Source organism: Streptomyces sp. NPDC048481, assembly GCF_043200075.1.
Taxonomy (GTDB): domain Bacteria; phylum Actinomycetota; class Actinomycetes; order Streptomycetales; family Streptomycetaceae; genus Streptomyces.
Map to the genome: position 1 here is coordinate 155,393 of NZ_JBICXC010000013.1, position 24,963 is coordinate 180,355.

Consider the following 24,963-nt stretch of genomic DNA (forward strand, 5'->3'; position numbering starts at 1 on the left):
GGGCGCAGGCGCGCAGCCGGGAAACGATCGGCGCCTTGCGCCTCCGGGACCGTACGGAAACGCCAGGCCCTAATGCCGGACGCGGACGACGAGCTTGCCGGTGGCCCGGTCGTGTTCCATGTCGTCGTGAGCCCGCGCCACCTGCTCCAGACCGTCGTAGACGCGGTCCACGGGGAAGGACAGCCGGCCGGCCGCGACGGCGTCGAGGATGTCCTGCAAGTCCTTCTGCGGCAGGTCCGAGGCATCGCCGAAGTAGCCCGCCAGCCGCACTCCCCTGGGCAGGTACTCGTTCGGTGAGAAGTCCCGGACCGTCCACTGGTTGGAGAGGCTGCCGCCGAAGCAGGCCGTGCCGTGCACCCGCACCGCGCGGAGCGTGTCGGGCAGGGTCGGCGTGCCGACGAGGTCGAGGGCGGCGTCGACGCCGTCCGGGTACAGCTCGCGCACGGCGGGCGCGACCTCCCCGGTGTCGAGCAGCGGGTGGTCGACGCCGCGCTTACGGAGGAGGGCGAGGCGGTCGGCCCGGCGCGTGGTGGCGAGGACCACGGCTCCGCGCCTGGCGGCCAGGGCCGCGGCCGCCAGGCCCACGGAGGAGGTCCCGCCGCGGATCAGCAGCGACTGACCGGCCCGCAGGTCCAGGCCGACGGTGAGCGAGCCGTGGGCGGTCTGCACCATCTCCGGCAGAGCGCCCAGCACCTCCCACGGCAGATCGGTCTCGACGGGGATGACCTGCGACAACGGCACCGAGGTGTACTCGGCGTAGCCGCCGTCGTAGGTGCGCCCCATGTCGCCCATCATGGCGACGACCTTCTGTCCCGGGGTCAGTCCGCTTTCCGCCGGGGCGGCGTCCACGGTGCCCGCGGCCTCGATGCCCGGCACCCGCGGGAAGGTGACGCCCCGGCTCAGCCCGAGGCGCAGTTTCAGCTCCGACCGGTTGAGGCCGAACGCCTCGACGCGGATGCGCACCCAGCCGTCCCGCTCCGGTGGCAGCGGGAGCGTGGTCAGCCGGAGGCCGTCCACGGGACCGGGGGCGGAGAGTCGGACGGCGCGCATGGTGGCCGGCGAGGACGTCATGAACCTGCCTTCTTCCGAACGGGGAGAGTCCGTCGGCGGTGCTCAACGCGCGTGCGCCGCGTCCGCATTCCCGGATTCCGACTCCCGGATTCCCGACTCCGGGGGACACTGGGCCCGTTGACACCAGGAGACCGGGCCCGTTGACACCGGAGTCCGTGAAGCGCCGTCCCCGCGGGTCCCGTTTCCCCCTCCCGCTCCCCCTCCCCCGCTCCCGCCCCCGTGGGTGGCGGGTCGCGGTCCGTGCACGGCAAAGGCACGGCCGAGCGCCGTATGGGGCCCGTGCTCGTGCGCTCTGGGCGCGGCCCCCGCCTGGGCGGCCGGTTCCGTACCCTGGCGGCATGCGGATGCGTCCCACCCTGAGCTGGACCCCTGCCGGTGACGTGCTGCCGGGCACCACGGATGTGGGGCCGGTCGCCGACGCGCTGAGCGGTGGCGGTGTGCTGGTGCTCAGCGGGGCCGGCATCTCCACGGAGTCCGGCATCCCCGACTACCGGGGCGAGGGCGGCAGCCTGAGCCGGCACACCCCGATGACCTACCAGGACTTCACGGCCGGCGCGCAGGCCCGCCGCCGGTACTGGGCGCGAAGCCACCTCGGCTGGCGCACCTTCGGGCGGGCCCTCCCGAACGCCGGGCACCTGGCCGTGGCCGCGTTCGGACGCCACGGCCTGGTGTCGGGCGTCATCACCCAGAACGTCGACGGGCTGCACCAGGCCGCCGGCAGCCGGGACGTCGTCGAACTGCACGGCAGCCTGGCGCGGGTCGTCTGCCTCTCCTGCGGGGCGACGGTCCCACGAGCCGACCTCGCCCTGCGGCTGGAGCGGGCGAACGCGGGCTTCGCCCCGGTGGCGGCGGGACTGAACCCGGACGGCGACGCCGACCTCACCGACGACCAGGTCCGGGACTTCGTCGTGGCGCCCTGCGAGGCCTGCGGGGGCATCCTCAAACCGGACGTGGTGTTCTTCGGCGAGAACGTCCCGCCGGCCCGCGTCGAGGCCTGCCGCGCGCTCGTCGAGGAGGCGACGGCCCTGCTGGTCCTGGGCTCCTCGCTGACGGTGATGTCCGGGCTGCGGTTCGTGCGTCAGGCCGCCGACGCAGGGAAACCGGTCCTGATCGTCAACCGGGACCCGACCCGCGGCGACCGGCACGCCCTCACCCGGGTCGCCCTCCCGCTGGGCGCCGCCCTCGGCGCCGTCGCCGACCGGCTCGGCGTCCCCCTCGGCGCCCCGCTCGACGAACACCCCCGACCACCCCGGTGACCGCCTGCGCGGACGACACGGAAACAGCCCGCGCCACCGGGCCGGTGCGCAGGTGCGCAGGTGCGCCGGTGGGGGATCCGGCCGGACAAAACCGCTGGAGACCCCGCGCGGGCCCGTGGCACGATGTGCGCATGACGACCATACGAAAGGCCCGTGCCGCGTAACCGGCCGCGCCGCGCGGCGGCCGGAACCTCCCACCACCGCGCGTCGCCCGCCCAGCCGGTCATCGACGGCCTGTCCTCGCGCGCGCTGTCCGAGGTCCACCGCCTCGAACGCACCCGCAACTACCTGTCACCTGGCGACGTCGCCATGGCCCTGCGGGAATGGAAGGACTACGTCCGCCGCCCCGAGCGCGAGCTGTGGCAGGACTTCGAAGCAGGCGGCGGCGTCCACTGGGACTGCTGCGGCGACCCTCTCGACGCCCGCGCCCTCCTCGACACCGTGACCCAGGCCCTCTCCCCCCGGACCGCCCGTGAACTGCGCCGCCTCATCGCCCGCTCGGACGCCCTCTGGAACCAGCCGTCCCCGTCGTACCTGGCGGACGACTGAGAGGGGCGAGCACCCTGAGGACGGCGACGGACTGCCACGGGACCCGACAACAGCCGCGTGCGGGCGGACGAGGGCGTTGGTGTCAGCGGGGCAGGGTGACGAGTCCCGACTCGTAGGCGATGATGACGAGTTGGACGCGGTCGCGGGCGCCGAGCTTGGTGAGCAGCCGTGACACGTGCGACTTGGCGGTCGCCACCGTGATGAAGAGGTCCTCCGCGATCTCCGCGTTGGACCGGCCGCGACCGACGAGCGTCAGCACTTCCCGTTCCCGCTCGGTGATGCCCTCGACCGGCCGCGCGGAGCGCTCCGGGGCGGCCGCGGGACGCGCGACGAACTCGGCGATCAGACGGCGCGTCACACCGGGCGCGATCAGGGCGTCCCCGGTGGCGACCACCCGGACCGCCGCGAGGATGTCGTCCAGCGCCATGTCCTTCACGACGAAGCCGCCGGCGCCGGCCCGCAGCGCGCCGTAGACGTGCTCGTCCTCGTCGAACGTGGTCAGGACCAGCACGCGCGTGGTGGTCGCGTCGTCGGCGGTGATCAGACGGGTGGCCTCGATGCCGTCCATGCCGGGCATCCGTATGTCCATGACCACGACGTCGGGGCGCAGCTCCCGCGCCAGCCGGACGGCTTCGGCACCGGTGGCCGCCTCGCCGACCACCTCCAGATCCTGGTGGTCGGCCATGATCACCCGCAGCCCGGACCGGACGAGCGGTTGATCGTCGGCGAGAAGCACCCGGACGGTCACCGGCCCTCCCCGCCCGCTCCGGTGGGCAGGGGCAGCGGAAGCCGCGCGGCCACCCGGAAGCCGCCCTCGGGCCGCGGCCCGACGCTGAGCCGACCGCCCAGCAGACCGAGCCGTTCCCTCATGCCGAGGATGCCGAAGCCGTGGCCGGCGTTGCTCGCGGTCGCCCCCCGCCCGTCGTCGACGATCTCCACCGACAGTTCCTCGTCCCCGTGGTCGATGACCACCTTGCAGTGCTCGGCGCCCGCATGACGGGCCACGTTGGTCAGCGCCTCCTGCACGATGCGGTAGACGGACAGCTCGACGTCGGCCGGCACGGGCCGGCCCCCGCCGGTCCGGCACACCTCGACGCGCACGCCCGCGGCCGCCGGCGCCGCCGTCAGCTGCTCGACGTCCGCCAGCCCCGGCGAGGGCGCGAGACGCGACCGCTGTGACGAGGGAGCCGTGCGGTCGGACCGGCGGAGCGAGACGAGTGTGCGGCGAAGGCCCGAGAGCGTCTCTCTGCTGGTCGCCTCGATGGCCCGCAGAGCTGCGCGAGCCTGCGCGGGCTGGGTCTCGATGACCCGGCTGCCCACCCCGGCCTGGATAGCGACGACACCGATGCTGTGGGCGACCATGTCGTGCAAGTCCCGTGCGATGCGCAGGCGTTCGGCCGTCACGGCCTCGGCCACCTCCCGGGCGCGCAGCGCGGTCGCGTGCTCGCGGCGCTCACGGCTCAGCAGCCCGGCCATCCCGCACGCGGCCAGCGCGAGAAACGCGATCAGCGCGTTGACCGCCAGGCCGTCCCCGTGCGTGAAGACGGCGACCAGCAGGAGCTGCACGGCGCCGGACACGGCCGCGGCGGGGATCCAGGTCCGCCGCGCGCAGGTGGCCACCACGTACCCCAGGACGAGGTCCACCGCCAAACACGACAGGAACTGCCCCTGGTAGGCCGCCGTGCCGCCCTGCTCCCCGGAGCCGGGCGGGCCGGCCACCACGGCCACGGCCCCCAGGAGGGCCAGCCCCAGGGCCGTCCGCGGCCGGTGGCGTACGACGCCGGCGAGCAGGCTCACCGCCAGCAGCGCCCCGACTCCGTGGACGGCGCCGGAGGCGCGGGGCGCGGCCCCGACCAGCAGGGCGACCGTGAGGACGTAACAGGCGGCGCCCGCCCAGGCGGTGGCCTCACTTCTCGTCATCGGCGGCCTTCCCTCCCGGCGGCCGCGCCGGGGCGGGCGGCGCGCGGAAGGAACGAGGGGGACGTCATCCGGAGGTTCACGCCGCGAGACTAACCGGCCGCGGTCGGCCCGGCATCGGCCCCGGGACGTACGCCCACGGGTGCATGCCGGGACGGGAGTTGCCGTCCACGGCCGCATGCCCGGGGGCGGGTCGTCGCGGCAGTGTGGACGCCGTGATCGAAGTCAGCGAACTCACCAAGCGCTTCGGCGGCAGGACGGCCGTCGACCATCTGTCCTTCATCGTCCGGCCGGGCCGGGTCACCGGATTCCTGGGGCCCAACGGGGCCGGAAAGTCCACCACGTTGCGGATGATCCTGGGGCTGGACGAGCCCACCGCGGGCACCGCCACCGTCGGCGGCCTGCCCTTCCGCCGCCGTCCACGCGGGCTGCGGCACGCCGGCGCCCTCCTCGACGCGGGCCAGGTCCACGGCGGACGCAGCGCCGCGGCCCATCTGTGCGCACTGGCCCGCAGCAACGGCATTCCGCGACGCCGGGTGGGCGAGGTGCTCGGGGAGGTGGGTCTGTCGGAGGCGGCGGGCCGCCGCGTCGGCGGCTTCTCCCTGGGCATGCGGCAGCGGCTGGGCATCGCCGCCGCACTGCTCGGCGACCCGCCGGTCCTGATGTTCGACGAACCGGTCAACGGCATGGACCCCGAGGGCGTGCTCTGGGCGCGCGGGCTCTTCCGGCGCCTGGCCGCCGAGGGACGCACGGTGTTCCTCTCCAGCCACCTGATGTCGGAGATGGAGAACACCGCCGACGATCTCGTCGTGATCGGCCGGGGCCGCCTCGTCGCCGCCGAGCCGCTCGCGGACTTCGCGGCACGCGGCACGCGTCGCACGGTCGTGGTCGGCACACCGCGGGCCGCCGAGCTGGCGGCCCTGCTGACGGCGGCGGGCGCCTCGGTCGAGACGGCCGGCCCGCCGGGCGCGCGAAAGCTCGACGTGACCGGTCTCCCGGCGGAGCGGATCGGGGCGATCGCCTTCGACAACCGGATCCGGATCGAGGAACTCACCGCCCGTACACCCTCGTTGGAGGACGCGTTCATGCAACTCACCGCGGACAGTGTCGAGTACACGACCGGAGGGCCCCGATGACCTCCCTCGCCGCTCCGCCCGCCCGCTTCGGCGACCTGCTCGCGGCCGAGTGGATCAAGACGCGGTCCCTGCGTTCCACCCCGTGGACGATCGCACCGACCGCCCTCTTCGTCGTCGGCTCCGCCGCGTTCGCCACGCTGGCGGACGGTGCGGCGGACACCGGCCCCGCCGGCTTCCGCCCCTTCGACGCCTACCCGGCGGCCGGTTACTGGACGCTGATGCTGGTCGCCTCGGCCATGGGCGCGCTCAGCGTCGTGAGCGAGTACGGCAGCGGCATGATGCGTACCACGACCGTGGCGGTCCCCGCCCGCGGTGCGGTCGTGCTGGCCAAGGCGGCCGTCACCGCCGCTCTGTGGACCGTGGTCGGCACGGTCGTCTCCGTCGGCTCCTTCCTCGTCTCCCAGGCCGTCCTGGACGACCGCGGCGGCGGGGTCGCGATCACCCACCCCGGGGTGTTCCGGGCGCTGGCGGCGTCCGCGCTGCTGGCTCCGGTGTGCGCGCTGGTCGGCCTGGGTCTGGGCGTCGTGCTGCGGCACGCCGCCGCGACCATGGTCACCGGCGTCTTCGTCCTGCTGATGCTGCCCACCATGTTCTCGGAGAGCGACCGCTGGTCGGCGGACGTCAGGCACACGATGGTGCCGACCGCCTGGAACCGCCTGGTGCAGCCATGGGGCCCGGATCCGGGATCCCTCGGCTACACACCCACGGTGTCCGGCTCCTGGACCGTGTACGCGCTCTGGCCGCTCGTCTCACTGGCGGTCGCCGTGCTCGTCGTGCGGCGCCGCGACGTGTGAGGGCGTGTCCGCGAAGGCCCGGGGCGCACCCTGCCGGAGAACTCCGGGCGGGGCGGGGCCGTGCACGTCCGCGGGGCCGCGCGGGTTCACTGTCCGGTGAGGGGGACGCTCAGGGCTCCGTGGGCATGGCCGACGATCAGGTGGGAGCCCGCGGCGGCCAGGCAGGTGAGGGGCGCGTCGAGGGCGATGTGCCGCAGAGTCCCGGTCTCCGGTTCCCATACGCGCAGGCTGCGTCCGAGTCTGCTGCCGACGGTCAGGACGGTGCGGCCGTCGGGCAGTCGGGCAGCGGCCATGACCGGTGGGCCCGCGGTGCCCGTGGACGGGGGCAGGCCGTCGCCGGCCGGGAGACCGGTCGCGGGGTCCCACAGCATGACGCCGCCTCGGTCGTCCGCAGTGGCCAGCAGGGAGCGGGCCGCTGCGGGCACGGCCGCCACGGCGGCGACCCGGTGGCCGGCCTCGTCGAGGGCACGTGGGTCGGGCTGCACGGCGAGGCCGCCGTCCCACGGGTCGTCGACGGCCGGATCCCAGACCTCGACGCCGCCCCTGCCGTCCGAGGCGGCGATCAGCGTGTGCCCTGCCGCGACCGGGACGGCGGCCATCGACCGGATCACACGACCGTACGGGTTGAGGCGTCCGACCGCCTCGCCGGTGGCGGGGTCCCGCAGTCTGACCGCGCCCCGGCCGGTGGCGGTGACCAGAAGGGTCCGTCCGTCGGGGAGAGCCGCGACGCACAGGGCGGTCACCGCGTCGGGCCGGTGGCCTGCCGGCTGGCGGACGGGCGGGCCGAACTCGGGCCGGGCGGCGAGCAGTCGGCCCTGCGCCGCGTCCCACAGGGCGACCGTCCCCGAGTCGTCCCCGCTCGCCACCACGACGGCGTCGCCGGGCAGGGACAGGGCCGCCAGCGCGGAGACCCTGCCGGGATGCCCCGCCCACGGGCCGTGGACGAGCCGGCCGTCGGCCGGATCCCAGAGGAACACCTCGCCCTCGTCGTCGCCGCCGGCCACGAGGACCGGCCGGCCGGGGCGGGAGACGACCGTCAGCGCCTCGACGCCTCCGATGGAACCGGAGCCGGAGCCGGGGCCGGGGCCGGGGCCGGAGAACGCCGCCAGACGGGCCCAGGGAGTCCCGTCGGCGTCGACGAGCATGTCGCCCTGCTGCCGGAGCCTGGCCGCGGCTTCCCCCGGCCGGCGGGCCGGGGCCGGCTTCGGCGGGGCGGCAGGACCCTCCTCGTCCGTCCACGCCGGCGTGTCACGGCTGAGAGGCCGCGCTCCTTCCGGGTCGTCCGCCAGGCCGTCGGCGATCGTCCAGGTCTGCTCGCAGTTCCAGCACCGGAAGTTCCCCGCGAGCCGCATCAGCCGCCGGCCCTGTTCCCTGCCGGCCGGCCGAGGGATCCCGGTGACCGCGACCGTGCACGCGACCAGGCAGAGGACTGCCCACCCCGGGGTGGCGCGGGGCACCCCGGCGGCCGCCACGTCGCGTGCCACCCGGAAAAAGGGCTCCCACCCCTCTCCCGCCGTCCGCGCGGGCGATTGCTGCTCCAGCGCCGGGACGACCGCCGCCCAGGGGCCCCCTCCGGTGACGGCGTGAGCGGGCTCGGGCGGCTCCGGCGGCGTGAAGGGCGGCCGAACCGGGTCCGCGAAGAACTCCGGGATCTCGCTGTCCGCGTCGCACGCGGGGCAGACCAGCCGCAGCTCGGGTTCCCCGGGCGCCAGGGACCACAGTGCCGCGGCGGTGGGATGACCGGCGAAGGCGGCGCAGCTCAGCGCGAGGCGGGCGGCGCTCTCGGCGGGAACACCGGCGACGAGGCTGCGCACGGCCGCCCGTTCGGCGAGCCGGAGGGCGGCGGCGAACCCGTCCGCGAGGTCCGCCGGGACGGGGGGCCTGTCCTCCGCGGTCACGACGTATCCCAGGTCGACCCAGAAGTCGGCGGACCGGTCCGGTGGCAACTCCGCTGCCGCCTCCACGAGATGGGGCAGGGCCGCGTAGGCGCCGTCGTGGACGGTTCCGTCGTCCAGCAGGCTCTGCGCCAGGTCGGTCCAGCTCCGCCGCCACGCGTCGTCGCTCCCCGCGGCGGCCGCGCGGGCCATCTCCTCCAGCAGGGCCGACACGTCGTCGGCGGTCACGCCGCGGAGCTCGCGCCAACGGGCGCTGTGCAGGGGGAGTTTCGCCGTCATGGCGCGATTCTCGCAGTCGGCGCCGACAACGGGCGGGCGGGGCCCTCAGCCGGTGGGCGGCCGTCCGGCCCAGGCGGCGCGCAGGAGCCGTCCGAGGCCGTCCGCCGTCACCTCGCGGGGGTTGGCGTACGGGGCGGCCAGTGTGATCCCGACGATCCGGTCGATGTCGTCGTACGCCATGCCCAGCTCGCGCAGGGAGCGCGGGGCGCCGAGCCGGCCGGCGAGGTCCCACAGCGCGGTGGCCGGGTCGGCGCGGCCGCCGAGGGCGCGGCCGAGCGCCGCCACCGCCCCGGGCGCCGCGCCCTGGTTGTAGGCGAGGGCGTGCGGCAGGACCACGGTGTGGGTGGCCGCGTGCGGCAGGTCGAGGGTGCCGCCGAGGGCGTGGCAGAGCTTGTGGTGCAGCGACATGGTGGTGGCCCCGAGGCAGGCGCCGCACAGCCAGGCGCCGTACTGGGCGCGGGAGCGGGCGTCGAGGTCGGCGCCGTCGGCGACGACGTCCGGGAGCGCGCCGGCCAGGGCCCGCACGCCTTCCTCCGCCATCAGGGCGACGATCGGCGAGGTGTCGGGCGCGTACAGTGCCTCGACCGCGTGGGCGATCGCGTTGATGCCGCTGGCCGCCGAGACGTCCGCGGGCAGGCCCACGGTGAGCCGGGGGTCGTAGAGCACCGACACGGGCAGGACGCGCGGATCACGGCCCGTGCGCTTGACGCCGTCGTCCGTCAGGCCCCACACCGGCGTCATCTCGGATCCGGCGTACGTCGTCGGCACCGCGACGGCCGGCAGACCCTGCCGCAGGGCGACGATCTTCCCGAGGCCGACGGCCGAGCCGCCGCCGACGGCGAGGCAGCCGTCCGCGTTCACCTCCGCGGCGCGCCGCACGGCGTCGTCCGCGGTCGCTGCGGGCACGTGCACGCGGGCGTGCGGGTGGATGTCCGCCACCCGGGCGCCGAGGCGTGCGGCGACGGTCTCGGCCAGTTCGCGCCGGCCGGGCGAGCACAGCACCAGGACCCGCGCGAGGCCGGCGCGGTCGATCTCGTCGGCGAGCCGGTCGACGGCTCCCACGCCCATCACCACCCGCATCGGCAGCGCCTGGTGGGTGAAGGAGAGCGGCCCGTTCACCGCGCTTCCCCGCCCGTCCCGGGTCCGTCCGTTCCGGCTCCGCTCGTCGCGGACACTCCGGCCTCGGACCCGCCGGTTCCAGGCCCCGTCGGCTCCGGCCCAGCCGTCACCGGATCGTGTGCGTCGGTCCCGGCCGGAGCGGGCTCCAGGACGATGTCGAACTCGGCCATGCGGAAAGGCGCGGCGACCCGGTACGCACGGGCCCGCTCCTCGTCGCCGACCGGTGTGAAGTCGACGACCAGGCTGTCCTTGACGGCGAAGACGGCGTCCGAGTCCTGGTAGGGGCTGCCGGCGACGAAGACGTGCGTCGTGAGCGGCCGGTGGCCCGCGGCGTCGACGAGGAAGTGGATGTGCGCGGGGCGGTACGGGTGCCGTCCGCTCGCGGCGAGCAGCCGTCCCACCGGGCCGTCCGTCGGGATGGGGTAGTGGCTGGGCACGACGGTGCGGAACCAGAGGCGGCCCCCGTCGTCGGTGCGGAAGAGGCCGCGTCCGTTGCCGGGCGGCTGGACGCCGGGCTGCTGGACGTCGTAGAAGCCGTCCCCGGTGCACTGCCACACGTCCACGTTCGCCGCGGCCAGCGGCCTGCCGTGCGCCGACAGGACGCGGAGCGACACGACGCAGGGCGGTCCGGAGCCCAGGAGGTCGACGCTGTCGCCGCTTGCGCGCCGCGGGGACGGCACGACGTGGAACGGGCCGAGGACCGTGCCCTCGGTGCCGCCGCCCCGCTCGTTCACCGTCTCCACCAGCATGGACAGGCCCAGCACGTCGGAGAGCAGGATGAACTCCTGGCGGGTGGGGCCGCAGGTCTGCCCGACCGCGGTGAGGTAGTCCACGGCCCGCTCCCATTCCCGCGTCGTGGGACGCACCTCGCGAACGTAGTCGTGCAGATGGCGCACGAGCCCCTGGAGCAGTTCGCGCAGCCGCGGATCCGGGGTGTCGCGGAAGCTGTCGACGACCGCGGCGGTGATGGCCTTCGCGGCTTCGTCGGTGCCGGGCATGGCGTACCTCCAAGGGGACGGCGTCTCCGGCCGGCGGACAGCGCTGCCGTGCGGCGCCGCGGCCGGCCGACTGGGACGACCCTATGCGCGTACGGCCGCCCGCGGCGTTGCGGCGGCCGGAACGGCGGCCGGACGGCACGCCCGGCCCCCGGCACCGGCTCACCGGGCTCGGTGGCTCCCCGCGCACAGGGCGTGGTCCACCAGCGCGCCGGCCGCGTTCTCCTGCTCCAGGATGTGCGCGGGGCTGTCGCCGCGCGCTTCGGACATGGACACGACGACGCTGCGCCGGCCGTCCTCCGTGACACCGTTGAGGGTGATGTAGCCGCCGTCGCCGCCCTCGTGGCTCCAGTATGTTCCTCCGCAGCTCAGCGGCCGCTCGACCAGGCCGAGTCCGTAGCGGCCCCCGGGCCACAGCTGTCCGACCTCCTCGTTCACGGGAACCGTCCGCTTCATCTCGGCCAGTTGCCGTGCGGGCAGCAGACGGCCGCCGAGCAGCGCGCGCAGGAACCTGTTCTCGTCCCGGGTGGTCGTGGCGAACGCGGTCTCGTGGTCCACCGGTATCTGGTCGGTGACGTCCACCGTGGAGCCGGGGCCGAAGTGCTGGTAGCCGCGGGCGTGCGGCCGGGGCAGGGCGGGCGAGACGCCGGTCCAGCGCGTCCGGTCGAGGCCGAGCGGGCGCAGGACGCGCTCCTCGATCTCCTGGTGGACGGGGTGGCCGGTCACCTGCCGGACGATCGAACCCAGCAGGACGTAACCGGTGTTGGAGTACTGCCAGCCCTCGCCGGGCGGGAAGTCCGGTGCGTGGGTCATCGCGCGGGCGATCAGCTCCTCGGGCCGGTGGACGTCGTGGCGCTGCTGCCGGTACTCCTCGGGCGTGGTGTATCCGGGCAGGTCGTCATGGATGCCCGCGGTGTGCCGGAGCAGTTGGCGGACGGTGATCCGGCGGCCGTCGTTGCCGCTGCCGCGCACCACGCCCGGCAGCAGGCTCTCGACGGTGTCGTCCAGCGACAGCCGTCCGTCCGCCGCCAGTTGGAGCACCACCGTGGCGACCAGCGTCTTGGCCGTGCTGGCCATGCGGAAGGAGCCGTCGGGCGGGACCGGCCGGCCGGTGCGCAGGTCTGCCGTGCCGCTGGTGGCGACCGACTCCCGGCCGTCGGGCGCGACCGCGCGGGCCTGCACGCCGCTGACGCCGAGTGCGTGGATCGCCTCGACGTCCTGGCGCAGCCGCTCGGCGGGCGAGGGACGCATCGGCCGGGCATCGGCGCCGGTCACCCCGGCGGCCAGCAGGCCGGCGGCGACCAGCACGAGAACGAGGCGCTTGCGCGGGGTGGGAGTCATGGCCGAACGCTATGTCCGTCGCCTCCGGTCCACGATCCGGCGGACCCCAGGCCCGAGGCGGGGGACATCCCCACCCAGGCCCCTGTACGCCCCCGAGCCCCGTGCCCCGGAAGCGGGTTCGCCTCACCTCCTCGGTTGTCCCCCGCGTCCGTCGGCGTTCGTCATCGGGCGCGCGCCGACGTCGGTCAGGCCCCGCTCTCGACCGCGGTCCCCCGGGCCGGTGGCTCATGGGCCTCGGGCTCGTGCGCCTCGGGCTCGTCGGCTTCCGTGTCCGCGAGTCCGGCGGGGCGTCTCACGACGAGGCTCTGAACCTCGTACGACATCTCCTTGACGTGGGGTGCCGGCGGCGGATGGTAACGGCCCGCGCACACCGACAGGTTGACGATGAGATAGGCGTGCCAGGAGCGCCCGACGCCCTGGCGGTCGGCGAACACCTGGCGGCCGTTCACCCACCAGACCACGGACCGCGAGCCGAACCGGACGCGCAGATCGACCTGTCCGCCCGGGCTGACGGACGGGTCGCGGTAGTAGGAGTTGCCGCCGCGGACGTGGTTGGTCAGCTCCAGCAGGTCGGGGTTGTCGGGGTGGTACTCGAAGACGTCGATCTCCTGGCCGCCGTCCCGCCAGGTCCAGATGGCCGGCCACGCCCCGGCCTCGCGGGGCAGGCGCACCCGCGCCTCCAGCACGTCTCCCGTGCGGACGGTGAAGCCCTCCTCGCTGCCTTCCGTGGTGAGCAGGCCCGTGTCCCACAGGCCGTCCCTGCGCAAGGTGGCGCGGAACGTCCCCGCGCGGCTGTACGCGGGGTCCGCCGTCAGGTGATCCAGTTTGTTGTCGCCGGGGTTGACGGGTCCGCCGTCGGGATAGGCCCACGAGCGCCCCGCCACCCACTGCCGCGTGGACGCGAAGTCCGCTGTGAAGACGACCTCGGGACCGGGTCCGATCCCCTCTGCCGACGGTGTTCCGTCGTGTACGTGATTCTCCATGCGCGGAGGCTGCTCCGCATATGACCTCGGCATGCGGAGGCCGGGAGAACCGGAGGGAAGGACAACTCTCACGGGTGAACGAACGGCGGTGGAGGGCCCGTTGAACCCCGGTGCGCACGACCCGTGGACCGGCCGCACGGCTCACGGGCCGGGCGCACGGCCGTGGACCGGCGCGCCGTCCCCGCCGGCCTCACCCGCGGACGGAGGCCGCCGTCAACGAGGGGACGCGGGAGGCGCGCGGTGTGAGCGAGGCGGGCGGGCGAGGGGGCCGACGGGTCACAGGCCGGCGAACAGGTCCTCCAGCGGGGCGGGCGCCCGGCCGGGCGCGAGGGCCTCCACCAGAACCCGTCCGTACCGGATCTTGCGCCCCTTCTTCGTGCCCATGAAGCGTCGCAACTGCTGCTCCCGCGGCCTGCCGTGCTGCGCCGGCTGCCGTACGAAGGTCCGCCAGGCGCGCAGTTCGTCCTCCGCCTCGACGATCCCTTCGACGCGTGTGGGACCCAGCGCGCGGATGAGTTCGCCCTCCAGGTCCGCCGTGCACACGTGCACCCGCGGCCGCGGTGTCCAGGACTGGATCGAGGGCACGGTCGAAGAAGGGCTTCTCACGCTCGTCGCACAGGCCGATCAGCCGCAGTCCGAGGCCGGGCGGTCCCAGGAGCAGGGCGTGGCGGCCGACGCTCATCGCCCCGCCCATCGGCGTCACGCACACCCCTTCGGCCGCCAGGTCCCTGCCCCGCGCCGCGGCCAGCGCCTCGACGGCCGCGAGGTCGCTGAGCCCTTCCACCAGGACCGCGGTGCGCACCCTCAGCAGTCCGGCCAGCTCCGCCGCCCGCCCGCCGGGGCCGCCGCCCGCCCAGACCTCGACCTCGTCCCGGAACGTGCGCATGTCGGCCATGCCGCGAGTCTGCTACGGCCACGGGCGGCCGCGCACGCGATATTCGGCGGCGCGGGCGACGTCCGACGCGCACGCCCGCGCACCGCTGCCACCAGCGCCCCGGCGGACCGGTCAGGCCGCGGGGCAGAGCGCCGTGCGGTCGGTGGGGGACGCGGTGCGGTCGGCGGGCACGGGCAGCGGTGCGTGGACGGCGGCCTCCTGCGAGCGGCCGCGCGCGAAGACGACCAGGCGCAGGACCGCGAACCGCGCGACCCCGGCGAGCGCGGAGGCGGACAGGTACACGGCCTGTTCGCACAGCGCGCCGGGCGAATCCACCGTGGCCCGCAGCGTGATCATCGCCATCGAGGTCAGCGCGTACGCGGCCGCCGCGGAACCCGCCGACTGAGCGTGCTGGCGCCAGGTCGCCGGCCCGCCCGCGCCGAAGGTGAAGCGCGCGTGGAGGTCGGTGGCGACGAGGGTGGAGCCGGCGGTGACGACGGCGTTGGCCAGGGTCCAGGGGATCTCGCAGGCGAGGGCCGCCACGGCGAAGCTGGAGGCCACTCCCACTCCCCCGCCGCACAGCACGAAGCGGGCGAAGGCCATGAGTCTGCCGGGCGCCGCCCGTCGCTCTTCGCGCACTCCGTCCATGACCCCGCCCCTCGACCGCCCCCCTTGCGGATCCAGGCCTTCCCCCGCTCGGCGAGGCGCACCGGTCCACAGTTTCCGACGAAGGAAACGCTACGGACGGTTCGGATCTCCCACAACTTATTTATCACCCGTGACGCCCGAAAGCCCCGATGTGGACGGCGATTTCAGGGCTTGACCTGTCGTCTGCCGCGACGCCCACCGCATGCAACGTTGCAACGATCCGATTCCTTCAGGCCGCCCGCCCCGGCAACCTGGGGGCGGTTCACGGGCGGGCAGGCCCAGCGGCTCACCGTCCGTCGAACAGCGCGACGGTGTCCTCGTCGACGAAACACGGCGTCTCCGCCTCCGCCACCATGAGTGCGGCGACGCCCTCCCGTGAGGCCCTGGGCGGGATGGCGCGCGGTCCGAACGCGCCGGCCCGCAGGAGTCGTCCGCCGCCCCGGTACGGCCGGTCGGTCAGCGGCCCGGCGTGGACGGCGGTGCCGCCGGCCTCGCGGACCGTGCGGCCGGAGATTCTCTTGGCGTCCCACTCGCGCCGCAGGACTCGTCGCACGAGCGCCCCGCCGACCGCGCCCAGCGCCCCTTCGGTGCCGCCCATGCCCAGGGAGGCGAGCCAGATGACGCGCACCCCGGCCGACGCGACCTCACGGGCGCCGTCCACGAGGATCGCCGGATCCTGCTTCCCGGTGACGCCCAGGCCGCTCAGCACGACGTCGGCGCCCTCGACGGCCGCCCGGACGCTTCCGGGGTCGCCGACGTCCGCCCGGGCCACGCGCAGGCTTCCCGCCGGGTGGGGCCCGACCTGTTCGGGCCGGCGCGCCAGGGCGACGACGTCGTGTCCGCGCGCCAGGGAGCGGGCGACCAGCAGGCGGCCGGTCCGTCCGGTCGAACCGAGTACAGCGATCTTCACGAGGGTCTCCAGGCGTGACGGCCGAGGGGCGGAGGTGTTGTTGCGGGTGCACGGCGTGCGGGGCACGGCGGTACGGCGCCCCGGCGCGGCGCATTCAGCGCGGGTCGGACAGGACGTCGACGACCTGGCCGTGCAGACCGGGGGCGCAGGCCAGGAAGTCCTCCGCGGCGAGGCTCCACGGCTCGCCGCGGGTGTCCGTGACCACGCCGCCGGCCTCCGAGACGAGCAGCGCGCCGGGCAGCAGGCCGGAGCGCACGTCGGAGAACTGCCAGAAGGCGTCCATGCGGCCGGCGGCCACGTGGACGAGCTGCATCGTGGCCGGCACGGAGACCCGGACGACCAGTGCCGCGAGCAGCATGCCGGTCACCGCGCCGCCCATGCGCCGCAGGGCGTCCTCCTCCTCGCCCGGCTTGGCCTGGCCGGTGCCCACGAGAGCCGCGTTCAGGTCGGTCTTTGCGGAGACCCGCAGTGGTTCGCCGTTCAGGAAGGCGCCCCGGCCCCTGAGCGCGGTGTAGGTGTCGCCGGTGAGCGGCAGGTGGACCACGGTCAGCACCGGTGCGTTGTCGCGCACCAGGGCGGCCGTCACGCCCCAGTCGCCCATGCCGTGGATGTGGTTGATGTTGCCCTCGGCGGTGTCCACCACCCACCAATCGCCCTCGGGGAGCAGGCCGCCGGCCAGTTCGTCCTCCTCCCATCGCGAACCGGGCCGCGCGGCGAGCAGCGGCTCCTTGAGGACCGCGAGAACGGCCGCGTCGTTGGCGTCGATGGCGCGCACGACGCCGTCGAGGTCGACCGGGCGCGCGTCCGTGTCATGACGGTCGAGCAACAGCGCCCCGGCCTGCCGCACGGCCGCCACCGCGCGCTCCAGAACCGCTTCGAGCCCATCGGTGTCGACGGCCGAGGCGGTCGCGGTGTTCGCGTGGTTCCCCACGTTCGCCACGGCCTCCGCCGCGACGGTGGAGGTGGCTCGGCTGCTACGTGAGTTGGACATGGCGTTCACGATCGCTCCTACGCAGAAAGGGAGTTGGGCCTGTCGGCCGCTCGCCTTCGAAGTTAGGACCGGGCATCATTAACTTCAAATGCAATCTAGTTACGACTGGATTTACCCTCATGCAACTTGATTTGAATCTGCTCATCGCTCTGGATGCTTTGCTGGAGGAGGGCAGCGTGACCGACGCCGCCGCCCGGCTCCATGTCTCGGCGCCCGCGATGAGCCGCACGCTGGGTCGCATCCGGCGGGCCACCGGTGACGACATCCTGGTGCGCACCGGCCGGACCATGACCCCGACGCCCCGCGCCCTGGCCCTGCGGGCCACCGTGCACGACCTGGTCCAGCAGGCGCGGTCGGTCCTCTCCCCGCACACGGAGATCGACCTGCCGTCACTGGAACGGACCTTCACCCTGAGATGGCACGACGCGCTCGCCGCGGCGGCCGGTCCGGCTCTGCTCCGCTCGTTGCGCGCCGAGGCCCCGGGAGTGCGTCTGCGCTTCCTCGGCGAGGCCGGTTCCGACACCCATGACCCGCGCCGGGGAGAAGTCGACCTGGAGGCCGGGGCGTCCGAACCGGTGTCGCCCGAGTTCCGTCACGAACCGGCGGGCCAGGACCGGCTCGTGGTCGCCCTGCGCCCCGAACACCCCCTGTCCCGGAGCGCGTTGTCCCTCGACGACTACACGGCCGCGGCGCACATCACCGTGTCCCGCCGCGGCCGGCTGCGCGATCCGATCGACGACGCGCTGGAGGGGCTGGGCAGGAGCCGGCAGGTGGTGGCCGCCACCGCCACCCACGCCACCGCCCTGCAGTTCGTCCGGCGTACGGACCTCGTCGTCGCGGTCCCCCGCCTCGTCAGCCGCCCTCTGCTGGACCAACTCGGCCTCCACACCCTGCCCTTGCCCCTGCCGATGCCACTGATCCCCGTCCATCTGTCATGGCATCAGCGCTACGCCAACGACCCCGCCCACGCCTGGCTGCGCGACCGGGCCCGCACCGCTCTGCGGCACGCCTGTGAGGCTGCCGCCGACGAGGACGACGTCACCGGGGAGGGCGACGCAGGGCCGGCTTCCGACTGAGAGGGCGGCGGCGATGGTGTCGGCGGGAATCCTGCGGCCGCCGGACCGTGCGGGGGGCGGAACACGGGGGGGGCAGAACGCGTCGGGCCCCGGAGCGCACGCGCTCCGGGGCCCGACGGGGTCCGAGATCAGGCAGGCGTGATGTTCTCCGCCTGCGGGCCCTTCTGGCCCTGCGTGATGTCGAAGGTGACCGCCTGGCCCTCCTGGAGCTCACGGAAGCCGGTGGCGTTGATGTTGGAGTAGTGCGCGAAGACGTCCGGTCCGCCGCCGTCCTGGGCGATGAAGCCGAAGCCCTTTTCGGCGTTGAACCACTTCACGGTTCCGCTGGCCATGCTGGTGCCTCCCAGTTGTTAGTCGGGAACCGCACCGCGCGGCCCCGGAGGTGATCGCCCTGGTCCGGCACTGCACAGCAAAACGCCCACGCGACGGCGCGGGCAGGTACTGCGAACCACGACAGCTGACGACGACGCTACACGGCGAGAGCGGCCCCCACCAGAGAGCAACGGGCATGATCCGCCGCCTGTGCGACACGGGAGCGCCCGGCCGGAGCAGACGCGCACGGTTCCGGCCGCTCGCGGGCGCGTCGGCGGCGGCTCCGTTCCGGAGGGATATGTCCGGCCGGCGGGACGGGCGCGCGTCCTCGCCCGTCCTGCGGATACTCGCCGCCGTCACCCGATCGGCGGCCGCCCGGCCGTCACCGGTGCGGGTGACGGGCTTTCCGGGCGGCCTCGGGCGGCGGGGGTCAGGCGGGCTGCCACAGCTCGACGCGGTTGCCTTCGGGATCCGTGACCCAGCCGAACCGGCCGACCCCCTCCATCTCCTGCGTCTGCTCCTCCACTGCGGCGCCCTTGGCGCGCAGTTGCGCGAGCATCGCGTCGAGATCGCGGACGCGGAAGTTGAGCATGGTCCCCTGGGCGCGGTCTCCGAAGTAGTCGGTCCCGGACTCGAACGTCGCGAACACCGTCGGTCCGGGTTCCTGGGTCCACACGCCGTTGTCGTCGGCGTCCAGACCGAGGCAGTCGCGGTACCACGCGCCGAGCGCGACGGGGTCCGCCGCCCTCAGGAAATGTCCACCGATTCCCAGCACACGTTCCATGCCGTCATCCTGCCAGGACGGCGGCCGGGCCGGGGTCAGGAGACGGCCGCGCTCGTGCGGGGCGCGGCGGCCAGTCGCAGGCCGACCTCCACGAGGGTCCAGCCGAGCCGGGTCCGCACGGCCCCCGGGGTGCGGGGGGCGTCGGCGCACGTGGCGGTGGCGGCGAGACGGTGGGTGTCGGCTTCCGCCCGGAGTGCGGCGGCGCGGACGTGGTGCAGGGCGAGATGGGTCTCGGGATGCATCGGGCGAAGGCCTCTCATTCCGTGGGCAGGGGAAACGTGCGGGTCTGGATGCGCACCCGGGCGGCGCCGGGGTCGTCCTCGTCGAGCGCGCGGTCGCGGTAGGTCTCGACGAGCGCGTGCATCTTCTCGACCAGTTCCTGGGTGAGTTCGGGCGTCAGCCTGAGCGTCGCGCTGCTCATGTCCCAGGTGCGGTGCCATTCCTGCGGCCAGGTGTGCCGGTTGCCGAGCCAGGTCGACAGGTCGCGGGCCTGAGTGGTCGCGACCTCGTGGAGGTAGGTGTCGGCGGCGCCGCGCACCTCGGGGTTGGTGTCGGTCAGCAGGGCGTCGTCGAAGCGCAGCCCCTGGTGTGCGGCCCGCCACCAGCGCTCCCTGCCCTTGCCCCGCTCCGGGTCGTCCTCGATGAAGCCGTGGGCGGCGAGCTGGCGCAGGTGGTAGCTGGTCGCTCCGCTCGACTCGCCCAGTTTCTCCGCCAGTCGGGAGGCGGTGGCCGGGCCGTCGAAGCGCAGGGCGTCCAGCAGCCGCATGCGCAGCGGGTGGGCGAGCCCGCGCAACGAGCGGGCGTCGAGACTGCGGACATCCGAGTCCTGGGGCTCCTTCATGGGGATGACTCTACGCATGCAAAGGATTCGTTGCAACTGATTCTTTGCAACGGGTCCTTTGCATGCCGCGGATCGAGCAGGATCAGGCGGACTCAGGCAGCGGAGTCCAGGAGTCGAAGCAGGACGGCGGCCTCGGTCCGCAGGCGTGCGGCTCGCTCGGCATGCGCCGGGGCGGTCAACCGGGCCGCTGCGTCCAGCCGTTCGGCGATCTCGGCGCGCACGATGTCCCGCACCTCGGCCTCGCTCAGGCCACGCCGGGCCGCCTCGGTGGCGCCCACGCCGACCGGCGACAGTTCCACGGCACCGGCCTGCTTCGCTTCGTCCATGGGCACGGCCTCCGCGTTGTCCAGCGCCGCGAGTGTCGCGCGCAGCGCGCTCACCGCGGTCCTGTCACGCGCGCGCATCGCTTCGGGCAGGGCTTGTCGCATGAGGACACGTAGGGACATGCAGGGACCTTACGGTCGCGCCCCCGGCCCCACAACGGGATATCCGCACCACCGGGAAGCCCGCGTCGCGACATGTCCGCCACAGGTCATCGCCGCGAGGGGGGCGGACCCCCGTCGTCGGCAGGGAGCCTGTCGCCGGTGGGGAGTCTGTCCTCAGGGCCGCGGGGCGAGCGGCGTCAGGGCGGCCGGCCGCACCGCCGCGGCGGCGGCCGAGCCTCGCAGCAGCGCGGACAGGTCGTGGGAGGACGCCTGTTCGCCGGTCGGGGCCGCCGCGGTGATTCGGTCCAGCCGGAAGCCCCGCCCCGCGCGACGGGTCCGGCACCACGCGACGAGGTACCAGCGGCCGTCGGCGGTCAGCAGCCCCGCCGGTTCCACGACCCGCTCGCTCTCCCGTCCCGCCGCGTCCGTGTACGACAGACGCAGGGCCGTGTTGCCGTCGAGCGCCCTCTCCACCGCGCTGCGGATCGCGTCGTCGTCGGGCGCGGGGACGGCCACGATCCGCGCGGCGAGTTCCCTGGCCGCCGCGGCGGCGGGGCCCGCCATCGCGGCCGTGATCTTCTGGGCGGCGGTCCGGGCCGCGCCCGCGTACGGAGTGCGGGCGTCGGCCGCGGCGAGCGCGGCGGTCAGGGCGGCGGCCTCCTGGACGGTCAGGCGGACCGGGGGCAGGGTCATCGCCGGGTCGATCGTCCAGCCGCCGCCCCGGCCCGGTTGAACGCGCAGTGGGACCCCGCTCTCCATCAGCGCCTGGAGGTCACGCTGCACGGTACGGGCGACGACCTCGAACCGCGCGGCGAGCGCCGCGACCGTCAGCGGACGCGGAGCCGCGGCGCGCAGCTCCTCCACCAGCGCGTACAGCCGGGCAGTGCGGTTCATGCGCCCGACGCTACCCTCACGCCGTGGCCAGGAAGCTCTGCTGGCGGCGCAGTTCCCGATGGGTGACGGTCAGGGGGAACAGGGTGAAGCCGTGCATCGCCCCCGCCACGACACCGAGCCGGACGGGAGCCCCGGCCGCCTGCCAGCGTTGTGCGAGGAAGAGCGAATCGTCGAGCAGCGGGTCCTCGGTTCCCACCACGATCCGGGCGGGCGGCATGCCGCGCAGGTCGGCGAACAGCGGCGAGACGTCCGGCGAGCGGCGCTCCTCCGCCGTCATCCTCGGCGTGAACCGCTCGTAGCCGACGCGCAGGCTCTCGGTGTCGCTCAGCGTGGGCCTGGAGCCGAACAAGCGCTGACTGGGCGTCATCGACAGATCGTAGGGGCCGAAGAGCAGATGGGCCGCCCGGAACGCGCCGGTCATGGAGTGCCGGTCGCGCAGGCGCAGCAGGGTGACGGCGCTCAGGTGCGCCCCGGCCGATTCACCGCCGATCATGAGCCGCCGGGTGCCGAACTCGGCCTCGGCGTGCGTCACGAGCCAGCGGGCGGCCGCTTCGCAGTCGTCGGGGCCCGCGGGGTAGGGGTGTTCCGGCGCGAGCCGGTAGTCGACGCTCACCACGGCCAGGTTCGCCTGCTCCGCGAGCCGCCACAGTCTCTCGTCCTGTCCGTCGGCGGAGCCGAACGCCCAGCCGCCTCCGTGCAGGTGGAGGTGGACGCCGTCGACGCGTCCGGGGACGAACACCCGCACGGGCACGCCGTCGACGACGCGGGTGCGCCCCTGCGGGAGCCGTACCGGCGGGGTGCCGCCACCTAGCCGGTTGCGCCGCAGCAGGGCCAGTGCGGCGGCGTCGGGCGCGGGTCCGCGTGCGGGGCGGTTCGCGGCGGCGGCCGCGAACTCCTCGTTGAACGCCAGGGTTTCGGTGAGACAGTCCTCGTCGGTGATCGTCATGCGGCGACCCTCGCAGCCGTCCGCGACACCGTCCTGTCACCCTTTTCCTGTGAGCCACCCCACACCCGCGGCTTCCCGCCGTCGGGCGACCGTGGTCAGTGGGTCGCGGCGAGGCGGTCACGGCCAGGGAGTCGCCTGTTCACGGGGTCGTGGTCAGGGGGTTCAGGAAGGTCAGCACGGAGGCGTCCTCCTCGATCAGCGGGCTGAGGGCCGCGTTGAACGGACCGCCGTACGGGGCGTTCAGGTGCGCCTGGAAGGCGTCCTCGTCCCGGTACACCTCGAAGACCCAGAAGGCGCGGGGGGCGGCCTGCCTGGTGTAGACGTCGAAGACGACGTTGCCCTCCTCCGCGCGCACCTTCTCGGCGTACTCGCCGATGAGACGGGCGACCTCGTCCTGTGCTCCCTCGCGGGCGGTGAACTCGGCGAGCAGGGTCTTGTTCATGGTGTCGTGTCCTTGCTGGTGGAGGGCGGGTCCGCGGGGCCCGCGGACCGAACGCCGGGTGGGTGACGCGTCGCGACCGGCGATGTCGTCGTCGCCTTGTGTCATCGTTGACATCGACGGGCCCCGATCATGGGCGCAGTGCCGCGCAGGAGTCAACGGTGCGCGGGAGCCGACCGTGCGTGGGCCCCCGTTGCGGTCCGCGTGGGGCGTCAGACGCCGGCGGCGGGCTCGAGCTGTTCCAGCTCGTCCCGCCAGGGCGGATTGGGACCGGCGACCGAGCAGGTCAGGGCCGCGACCCGGGCGCCGAACCGGCAGGCCGCCTCCACGTCGTCGGGACCGAGGCCGTCCAGCCGGCCGCCGAGGTGGCCGTGGGCGCCGAGGTGGTGGAGGAGCCCCGCGGTGAAGGAGTCCCCCGCGCCGACCGTGTCGACGACCCGCGCGGGCACGGCGGGCACCCGCACCCGTTCGCCGTCGAGCGAGGCCAGGGCGCCGCCGGAGCCCAGGGTGATCACGACGAGCCGTGCCCCCGCGGCATGCCACAGGTCGCACGCCTTCTCGGGGGCGACGCCGGGCAGCAGGAGCTCCAGGTCGTCGGCGCTCAGGCGCAGCACGTCGGCGAGGGCGCACCAGCGGGCCAGCCGCGCGCGATAGGCCTCCGGGCGCACCAGCAGCGGCCGGACGTTGGGGTCGATGCTGACGGTGGCGCTCGGGGCCGCCCCCGCCAGGAACTCCTCCACCGCCGCGCCGCCGGGTTCACGGATCAGGGCCAGCGAGCCGGTGTGCACGCAGGCCGTTGCGGACAGCTGCGCCCGCGCCAGTTCCGCCGGGGTCCACTGCCAGTCGGCCGTGTTCTGCGCGTGGAAGGAGTACGCGGCCTGCCCGGCGGGGTCCAGTTCGGCCACGGCCAGCGTGCTGGGCTCGTCCGCGTCGACGGCGTACGACAGGTCGACGCCGGACGCCTCCAGGTGAGCCCGGAACAGGCGGCCGAAGACGTCCCCGGACAGCCGCGCCAGGAAGCGGGCCGGCGTGCCGAGCCGGGCCAGGGCCACTGCCGTGTTCGCGGGTCCGCCGCCGGGCAGCACCCGCAGGGCGAGTTCGTTCGCGGCGGGCGCCGCTTCCGTGAAGGCGTCCGCGACGCACTCCCCCACCACGGTGATCTGACGCGGGTTCATGGGCTGCTCTCTCTCGAAAGGGCTCGGAAAGACCGGGCGGGACATGGTGCGGCGTCGGCGCTCCTGACCGGCGGCGTGGAGGCGGCGGCTGCGGACGTTGCCGATTCGTGACGAGTGGAAGGCATTGACGTTGCCGGGATCCGGAGTCCATCATCCTCGCCAGGCAGTGTCAACGATGACATAAGTCAACGATGACACCCGCTGACGGCACACACCCCTCCCAGCCCCCGTGCCGCCCGCTATCCCACAGGAGTCGATCATGTCTCGCACCACTCGCCTGTCCTCCTCCCTCCTCAGAGCAGCCGCGGTCACGGGCGTCGCGGCCCTCACCCTGACGGCCTGCGGGTCCGGCTCCGGCTCGGGCTCCTCCGGTTCCGGCTCGGGCAGCGTGAAGGTCGGTCTGATCACCAAGACCGACACCAACCCGTTCTTCGTGAAGATGAAGGAGGGCGCGGAGAAGGCCGCCAAGGAGAACGGCGCGGAACTGTCCACCGCCGCGGGCAAGTTCGACGGGGACAACGCCGGGCAGGTCACGGCCATCGAGAACATGGTCGCGGCCGGGGTCAAGGGCATCCTGATCACCCCGAGCGACTCGAAGGCGATCGTGCCGGCGATCCAGAAGGCCCGTGCCAAGGGCGTCCTGGTCATCGCGCTGGACACCCCGACCGAGCCGCAGAGCGCCGTCGACGCCCTGTTCGCCACCGACAACCTCAAGGCCGGCGAACTGATCGGCGAGTACGCCAAGGCCGCCATGAAGGGCAAGACGGCGAAGATAGCCGCCCTGGACCTGGCACCCGGCGTCTCCGTCGGCGTCCAGCGGCACGACGGCTTCCTCAAGGGCTTCGGCGCCACCGACAAGGACGTGGTGTGCGCCCAGGACACCGGCGGCGACCAGGCCAAGGGCCAGACCGCGATGGAGAACTGTCTGCAGAAGTCGCCCGGCATCAACGTCGTCTACACCATCAACGAGCCGGCGGCGCTCGGCGCGTACACCGCGCTGAAGGCCAAGGGCCGGGAGAAGGACGTGCTGATCGTCTCCGTGGACGGCGGCTGCACCGGCACGCAGGCCGTCAAGGACGGCAAGATCGCCGCGACCTCTCAGCAGTACCCGCTGAAGATGGCCGCCGAGGGCGTCAAGGCCGTCGTGACGTACGCCAAGGACGGCAAGAAGGCGTCCGGCTACACCGACACCGGCGTCACGCTGATCACCGACAAGGCGCAGGCCGGGGTCACGTCGAAGGACACCGGCTACGGCCTGGAGAACTGCTGGGGCTGAGCCCCGCCAGGACCGCACGACACCGTCACTCCCCCGG

Annotated in this window: 26 protein-coding genes and 1 pseudogene; 6 read left to right on the forward strand and 21 right to left on the reverse strand. The window is 74.2% G+C overall.

What is annotated here, in order from left to right; genetic code table 11:
• Positions 1-69 precede the first annotated feature (69 nt).
• Complete coding sequence (locus ACGFSH_RS30715; RefSeq protein WP_393354188.1) at positions 70-1,071, reverse strand: zinc-binding dehydrogenase; 1,002 nt, start codon at positions 1,069-1,071, stop codon at positions 70-72.
• A 338-nt stretch (positions 1,072-1,409) separates the two neighbouring features.
• Between ACGFSH_RS30715 and ACGFSH_RS30720 the strand changes: the two genes are divergently transcribed.
• Complete coding sequence (locus ACGFSH_RS30720) at positions 1,410-2,327, forward strand: NAD-dependent protein deacetylase (RefSeq protein WP_393354190.1); 918 nt, start codon at positions 1,410-1,412, stop codon at positions 2,325-2,327.
• Between the two features lie 153 nt (positions 2,328-2,480).
• A complete protein-coding gene (locus ACGFSH_RS30725; protein WP_393354192.1) occupies positions 2,481-2,876 on the forward strand; it encodes a hypothetical protein in 396 nt (131 codons plus the stop codon).
• An 82-nt stretch (positions 2,877-2,958) separates the two neighbouring features.
• On the opposite strand, the gene ACGFSH_RS30730 is transcribed toward ACGFSH_RS30725, so the two are convergent.
• Complete coding sequence (locus tag ACGFSH_RS30730; RefSeq protein WP_393354194.1) at positions 2,959-3,624, reverse strand: response regulator; 666 nt, start codon at positions 3,622-3,624, stop codon at positions 2,959-2,961.
• Complete coding sequence (locus ACGFSH_RS30735) at positions 3,621-4,796, reverse strand: sensor histidine kinase (protein WP_393354196.1); 1,176 nt, start codon at positions 4,794-4,796, stop codon at positions 3,621-3,623. Before ACGFSH_RS30735 ends, ACGFSH_RS30730 begins: the two co-directional genes overlap by 4 nt.
• A gap of 212 nt (positions 4,797-5,008) precedes the next feature.
• Here ACGFSH_RS30735 and ACGFSH_RS30740 point away from each other — a divergent pair, with 212 nt between their 5' ends.
• Together ACGFSH_RS30740 and ACGFSH_RS30745 are read left to right on the forward strand one after the other, a co-directional pair.
• On the forward strand, positions 5,009-5,929 hold the full coding sequence (locus tag ACGFSH_RS30740) for an ATP-binding cassette domain-containing protein (protein ID WP_393354198.1): 921 nt from the start codon (positions 5,009-5,011) through the stop codon (positions 5,927-5,929).
• Complete coding sequence (locus tag ACGFSH_RS30745) at positions 5,926-6,723, forward strand: ABC transporter permease (RefSeq protein ID WP_393354200.1); 798 nt, start codon at positions 5,926-5,928, stop codon at positions 6,721-6,723. Before ACGFSH_RS30740 ends, ACGFSH_RS30745 begins: the two co-directional genes overlap by 4 nt.
• Before the next feature lie 86 nt (positions 6,724-6,809).
• On the opposite strand, the gene ACGFSH_RS30750 is transcribed toward ACGFSH_RS30745, so the two are convergent.
• The 9 genes and pseudogenes from ACGFSH_RS30750 to ACGFSH_RS30790 all read right to left on the reverse strand — a co-directional run bounded on the left by ACGFSH_RS30750 (position 6,810) and on the right by ACGFSH_RS30790 (position 16,758).
• Complete coding sequence (locus tag ACGFSH_RS30750; protein ID WP_393354202.1) at positions 6,810-8,897, reverse strand: WD40 repeat domain-containing protein; 2,088 nt, start codon at positions 8,895-8,897, stop codon at positions 6,810-6,812.
• Positions 8,898-8,942: 45 nt separating this feature from the next.
• Complete coding sequence (locus tag ACGFSH_RS30755; RefSeq protein WP_393354204.1) at positions 8,943-10,016, reverse strand: maleylacetate reductase; 1,074 nt, start codon at positions 10,014-10,016, stop codon at positions 8,943-8,945.
• Positions 10,013-11,014, reverse strand: coding sequence for a dioxygenase (locus ACGFSH_RS30760; RefSeq protein ID WP_393354206.1), 1,002 nt, complete (start codon positions 11,012-11,014; stop codon positions 10,013-10,015). The genes ACGFSH_RS30755 and ACGFSH_RS30760 overlap by 4 nt, the downstream gene beginning before the upstream one ends.
• A 159-nt stretch (positions 11,015-11,173) precedes the next feature.
• The gene (locus ACGFSH_RS30765; RefSeq protein ID WP_393354208.1) at positions 11,174-12,352 is read right to left on the reverse strand and encodes a serine hydrolase domain-containing protein; all 1,179 of its coding nucleotides are present in this window, start codon (positions 12,350-12,352) and stop codon (positions 11,174-11,176) included.
• 185 nt (positions 12,353-12,537) lie between these two features.
• Positions 12,538-13,335, reverse strand: a complete 798-nt coding sequence (locus ACGFSH_RS30770) for a beta-glucanase (RefSeq protein WP_393354210.1) — start codon at positions 13,333-13,335, stop codon at positions 12,538-12,540.
• Between the two features lie 276 nt (positions 13,336-13,611).
• Positions 13,612-14,230: pseudogene (locus ACGFSH_RS30775) on the reverse strand (TOPRIM nucleotidyl transferase/hydrolase domain-containing protein).
• Between the two features lie 111 nt (positions 14,231-14,341).
• Positions 14,342-14,857, reverse strand: coding sequence for a hypothetical protein (locus ACGFSH_RS30780; RefSeq protein ID WP_393354211.1), 516 nt, complete (start codon positions 14,855-14,857; stop codon positions 14,342-14,344).
• A 286-nt stretch (positions 14,858-15,143) separates the two neighbouring features.
• Entirely contained in the window at positions 15,144-15,767 is a 624-nt protein-coding gene (locus ACGFSH_RS30785; protein ID WP_393354213.1) for an NAD(P)-dependent oxidoreductase, read from the reverse strand.
• Between the two features lie 94 nt (positions 15,768-15,861).
• Positions 15,862-16,758, reverse strand: a complete 897-nt coding sequence (locus tag ACGFSH_RS30790; RefSeq protein WP_393354215.1) for an inositol monophosphatase family protein — start codon at positions 16,756-16,758, stop codon at positions 15,862-15,864.
• 119 nt (positions 16,759-16,877) lie between these two features.
• On the opposite strand from ACGFSH_RS30790, the gene ACGFSH_RS30795 reads away from it, so the two are divergent.
• Positions 16,878-17,834 carry a LysR family transcriptional regulator gene (locus tag ACGFSH_RS30795; protein WP_393354217.1) on the forward strand — a complete coding sequence of 319 codons (957 nt, stop codon included), beginning with the start codon at positions 16,878-16,880 and terminating at the stop codon, positions 17,832-17,834.
• Between the two features lie 128 nt (positions 17,835-17,962).
• Here the strand turns inward: ACGFSH_RS30795 and ACGFSH_RS30800 are convergent, their stop codons facing one another.
• From ACGFSH_RS30800 to ACGFSH_RS30840, 9 genes are all read right to left on the reverse strand, one after another.
• A complete protein-coding gene (locus ACGFSH_RS30800) occupies positions 17,963-18,166 on the reverse strand; it encodes a cold-shock protein (RefSeq protein WP_037622929.1) in 204 nt (67 codons plus the stop codon).
• 410 nt (positions 18,167-18,576) lie between these two features.
• Entirely contained in the window at positions 18,577-18,930 is a 354-nt protein-coding gene (locus ACGFSH_RS30805) for a VOC family protein (RefSeq protein ID WP_393354219.1), read from the reverse strand.
• A 35-nt stretch (positions 18,931-18,965) separates the two neighbouring features.
• Positions 18,966-19,172, reverse strand: a complete 207-nt coding sequence (locus tag ACGFSH_RS30810; RefSeq protein WP_393354221.1) for a hypothetical protein — start codon at positions 19,170-19,172, stop codon at positions 18,966-18,968.
• Positions 19,173-19,186: 14 nt separating this feature from the next.
• A complete protein-coding gene (locus ACGFSH_RS30815; protein WP_393354223.1) occupies positions 19,187-19,771 on the reverse strand; it encodes an ArsR/SmtB family transcription factor in 585 nt (194 codons plus the stop codon).
• A gap of 92 nt (positions 19,772-19,863) precedes the next feature.
• Positions 19,864-20,175, reverse strand: a complete 312-nt coding sequence (locus tag ACGFSH_RS30820) for a hypothetical protein (RefSeq protein ID WP_393354293.1) — start codon at positions 20,173-20,175, stop codon at positions 19,864-19,866.
• Between the two features lie 195 nt (positions 20,176-20,370).
• Positions 20,371-21,090 carry a helix-turn-helix transcriptional regulator gene (locus ACGFSH_RS30825; RefSeq protein WP_393354225.1) on the reverse strand — a complete coding sequence of 240 codons (720 nt, stop codon included), beginning with the start codon at positions 21,088-21,090 and terminating at the stop codon, positions 20,371-20,373.
• Positions 21,091-21,106: 16 nt separating this feature from the next.
• Positions 21,107-22,036: an alpha/beta hydrolase gene (locus ACGFSH_RS30830; protein ID WP_393354227.1), complete on the reverse strand. Its 930-nt coding sequence runs from the start codon at positions 22,034-22,036 to the stop codon at positions 21,107-21,109.
• 139 nt (positions 22,037-22,175) lie between these two features.
• The gene (locus tag ACGFSH_RS30835) at positions 22,176-22,478 is read right to left on the reverse strand and encodes a putative quinol monooxygenase (protein ID WP_393354229.1); all 303 of its coding nucleotides are present in this window, start codon (positions 22,476-22,478) and stop codon (positions 22,176-22,178) included.
• A 209-nt stretch (positions 22,479-22,687) separates the two neighbouring features.
• Positions 22,688-23,650, reverse strand: a complete 963-nt coding sequence (locus ACGFSH_RS30840) for a carbohydrate kinase (RefSeq protein ID WP_393354231.1) — start codon at positions 23,648-23,650, stop codon at positions 22,688-22,690.
• Between the two features lie 259 nt (positions 23,651-23,909).
• Here ACGFSH_RS30840 and ACGFSH_RS30845 point away from each other — a divergent pair, with 259 nt between their 5' ends.
• Positions 23,910-24,926 (forward strand): sugar ABC transporter substrate-binding protein, encoded by a 1,017-nt coding sequence (locus tag ACGFSH_RS30845; RefSeq protein ID WP_393354233.1) that lies wholly within the window; start codon positions 23,910-23,912, stop codon positions 24,924-24,926.
• The last annotated feature ends 37 nt before the right edge of the window (positions 24,927-24,963 follow it).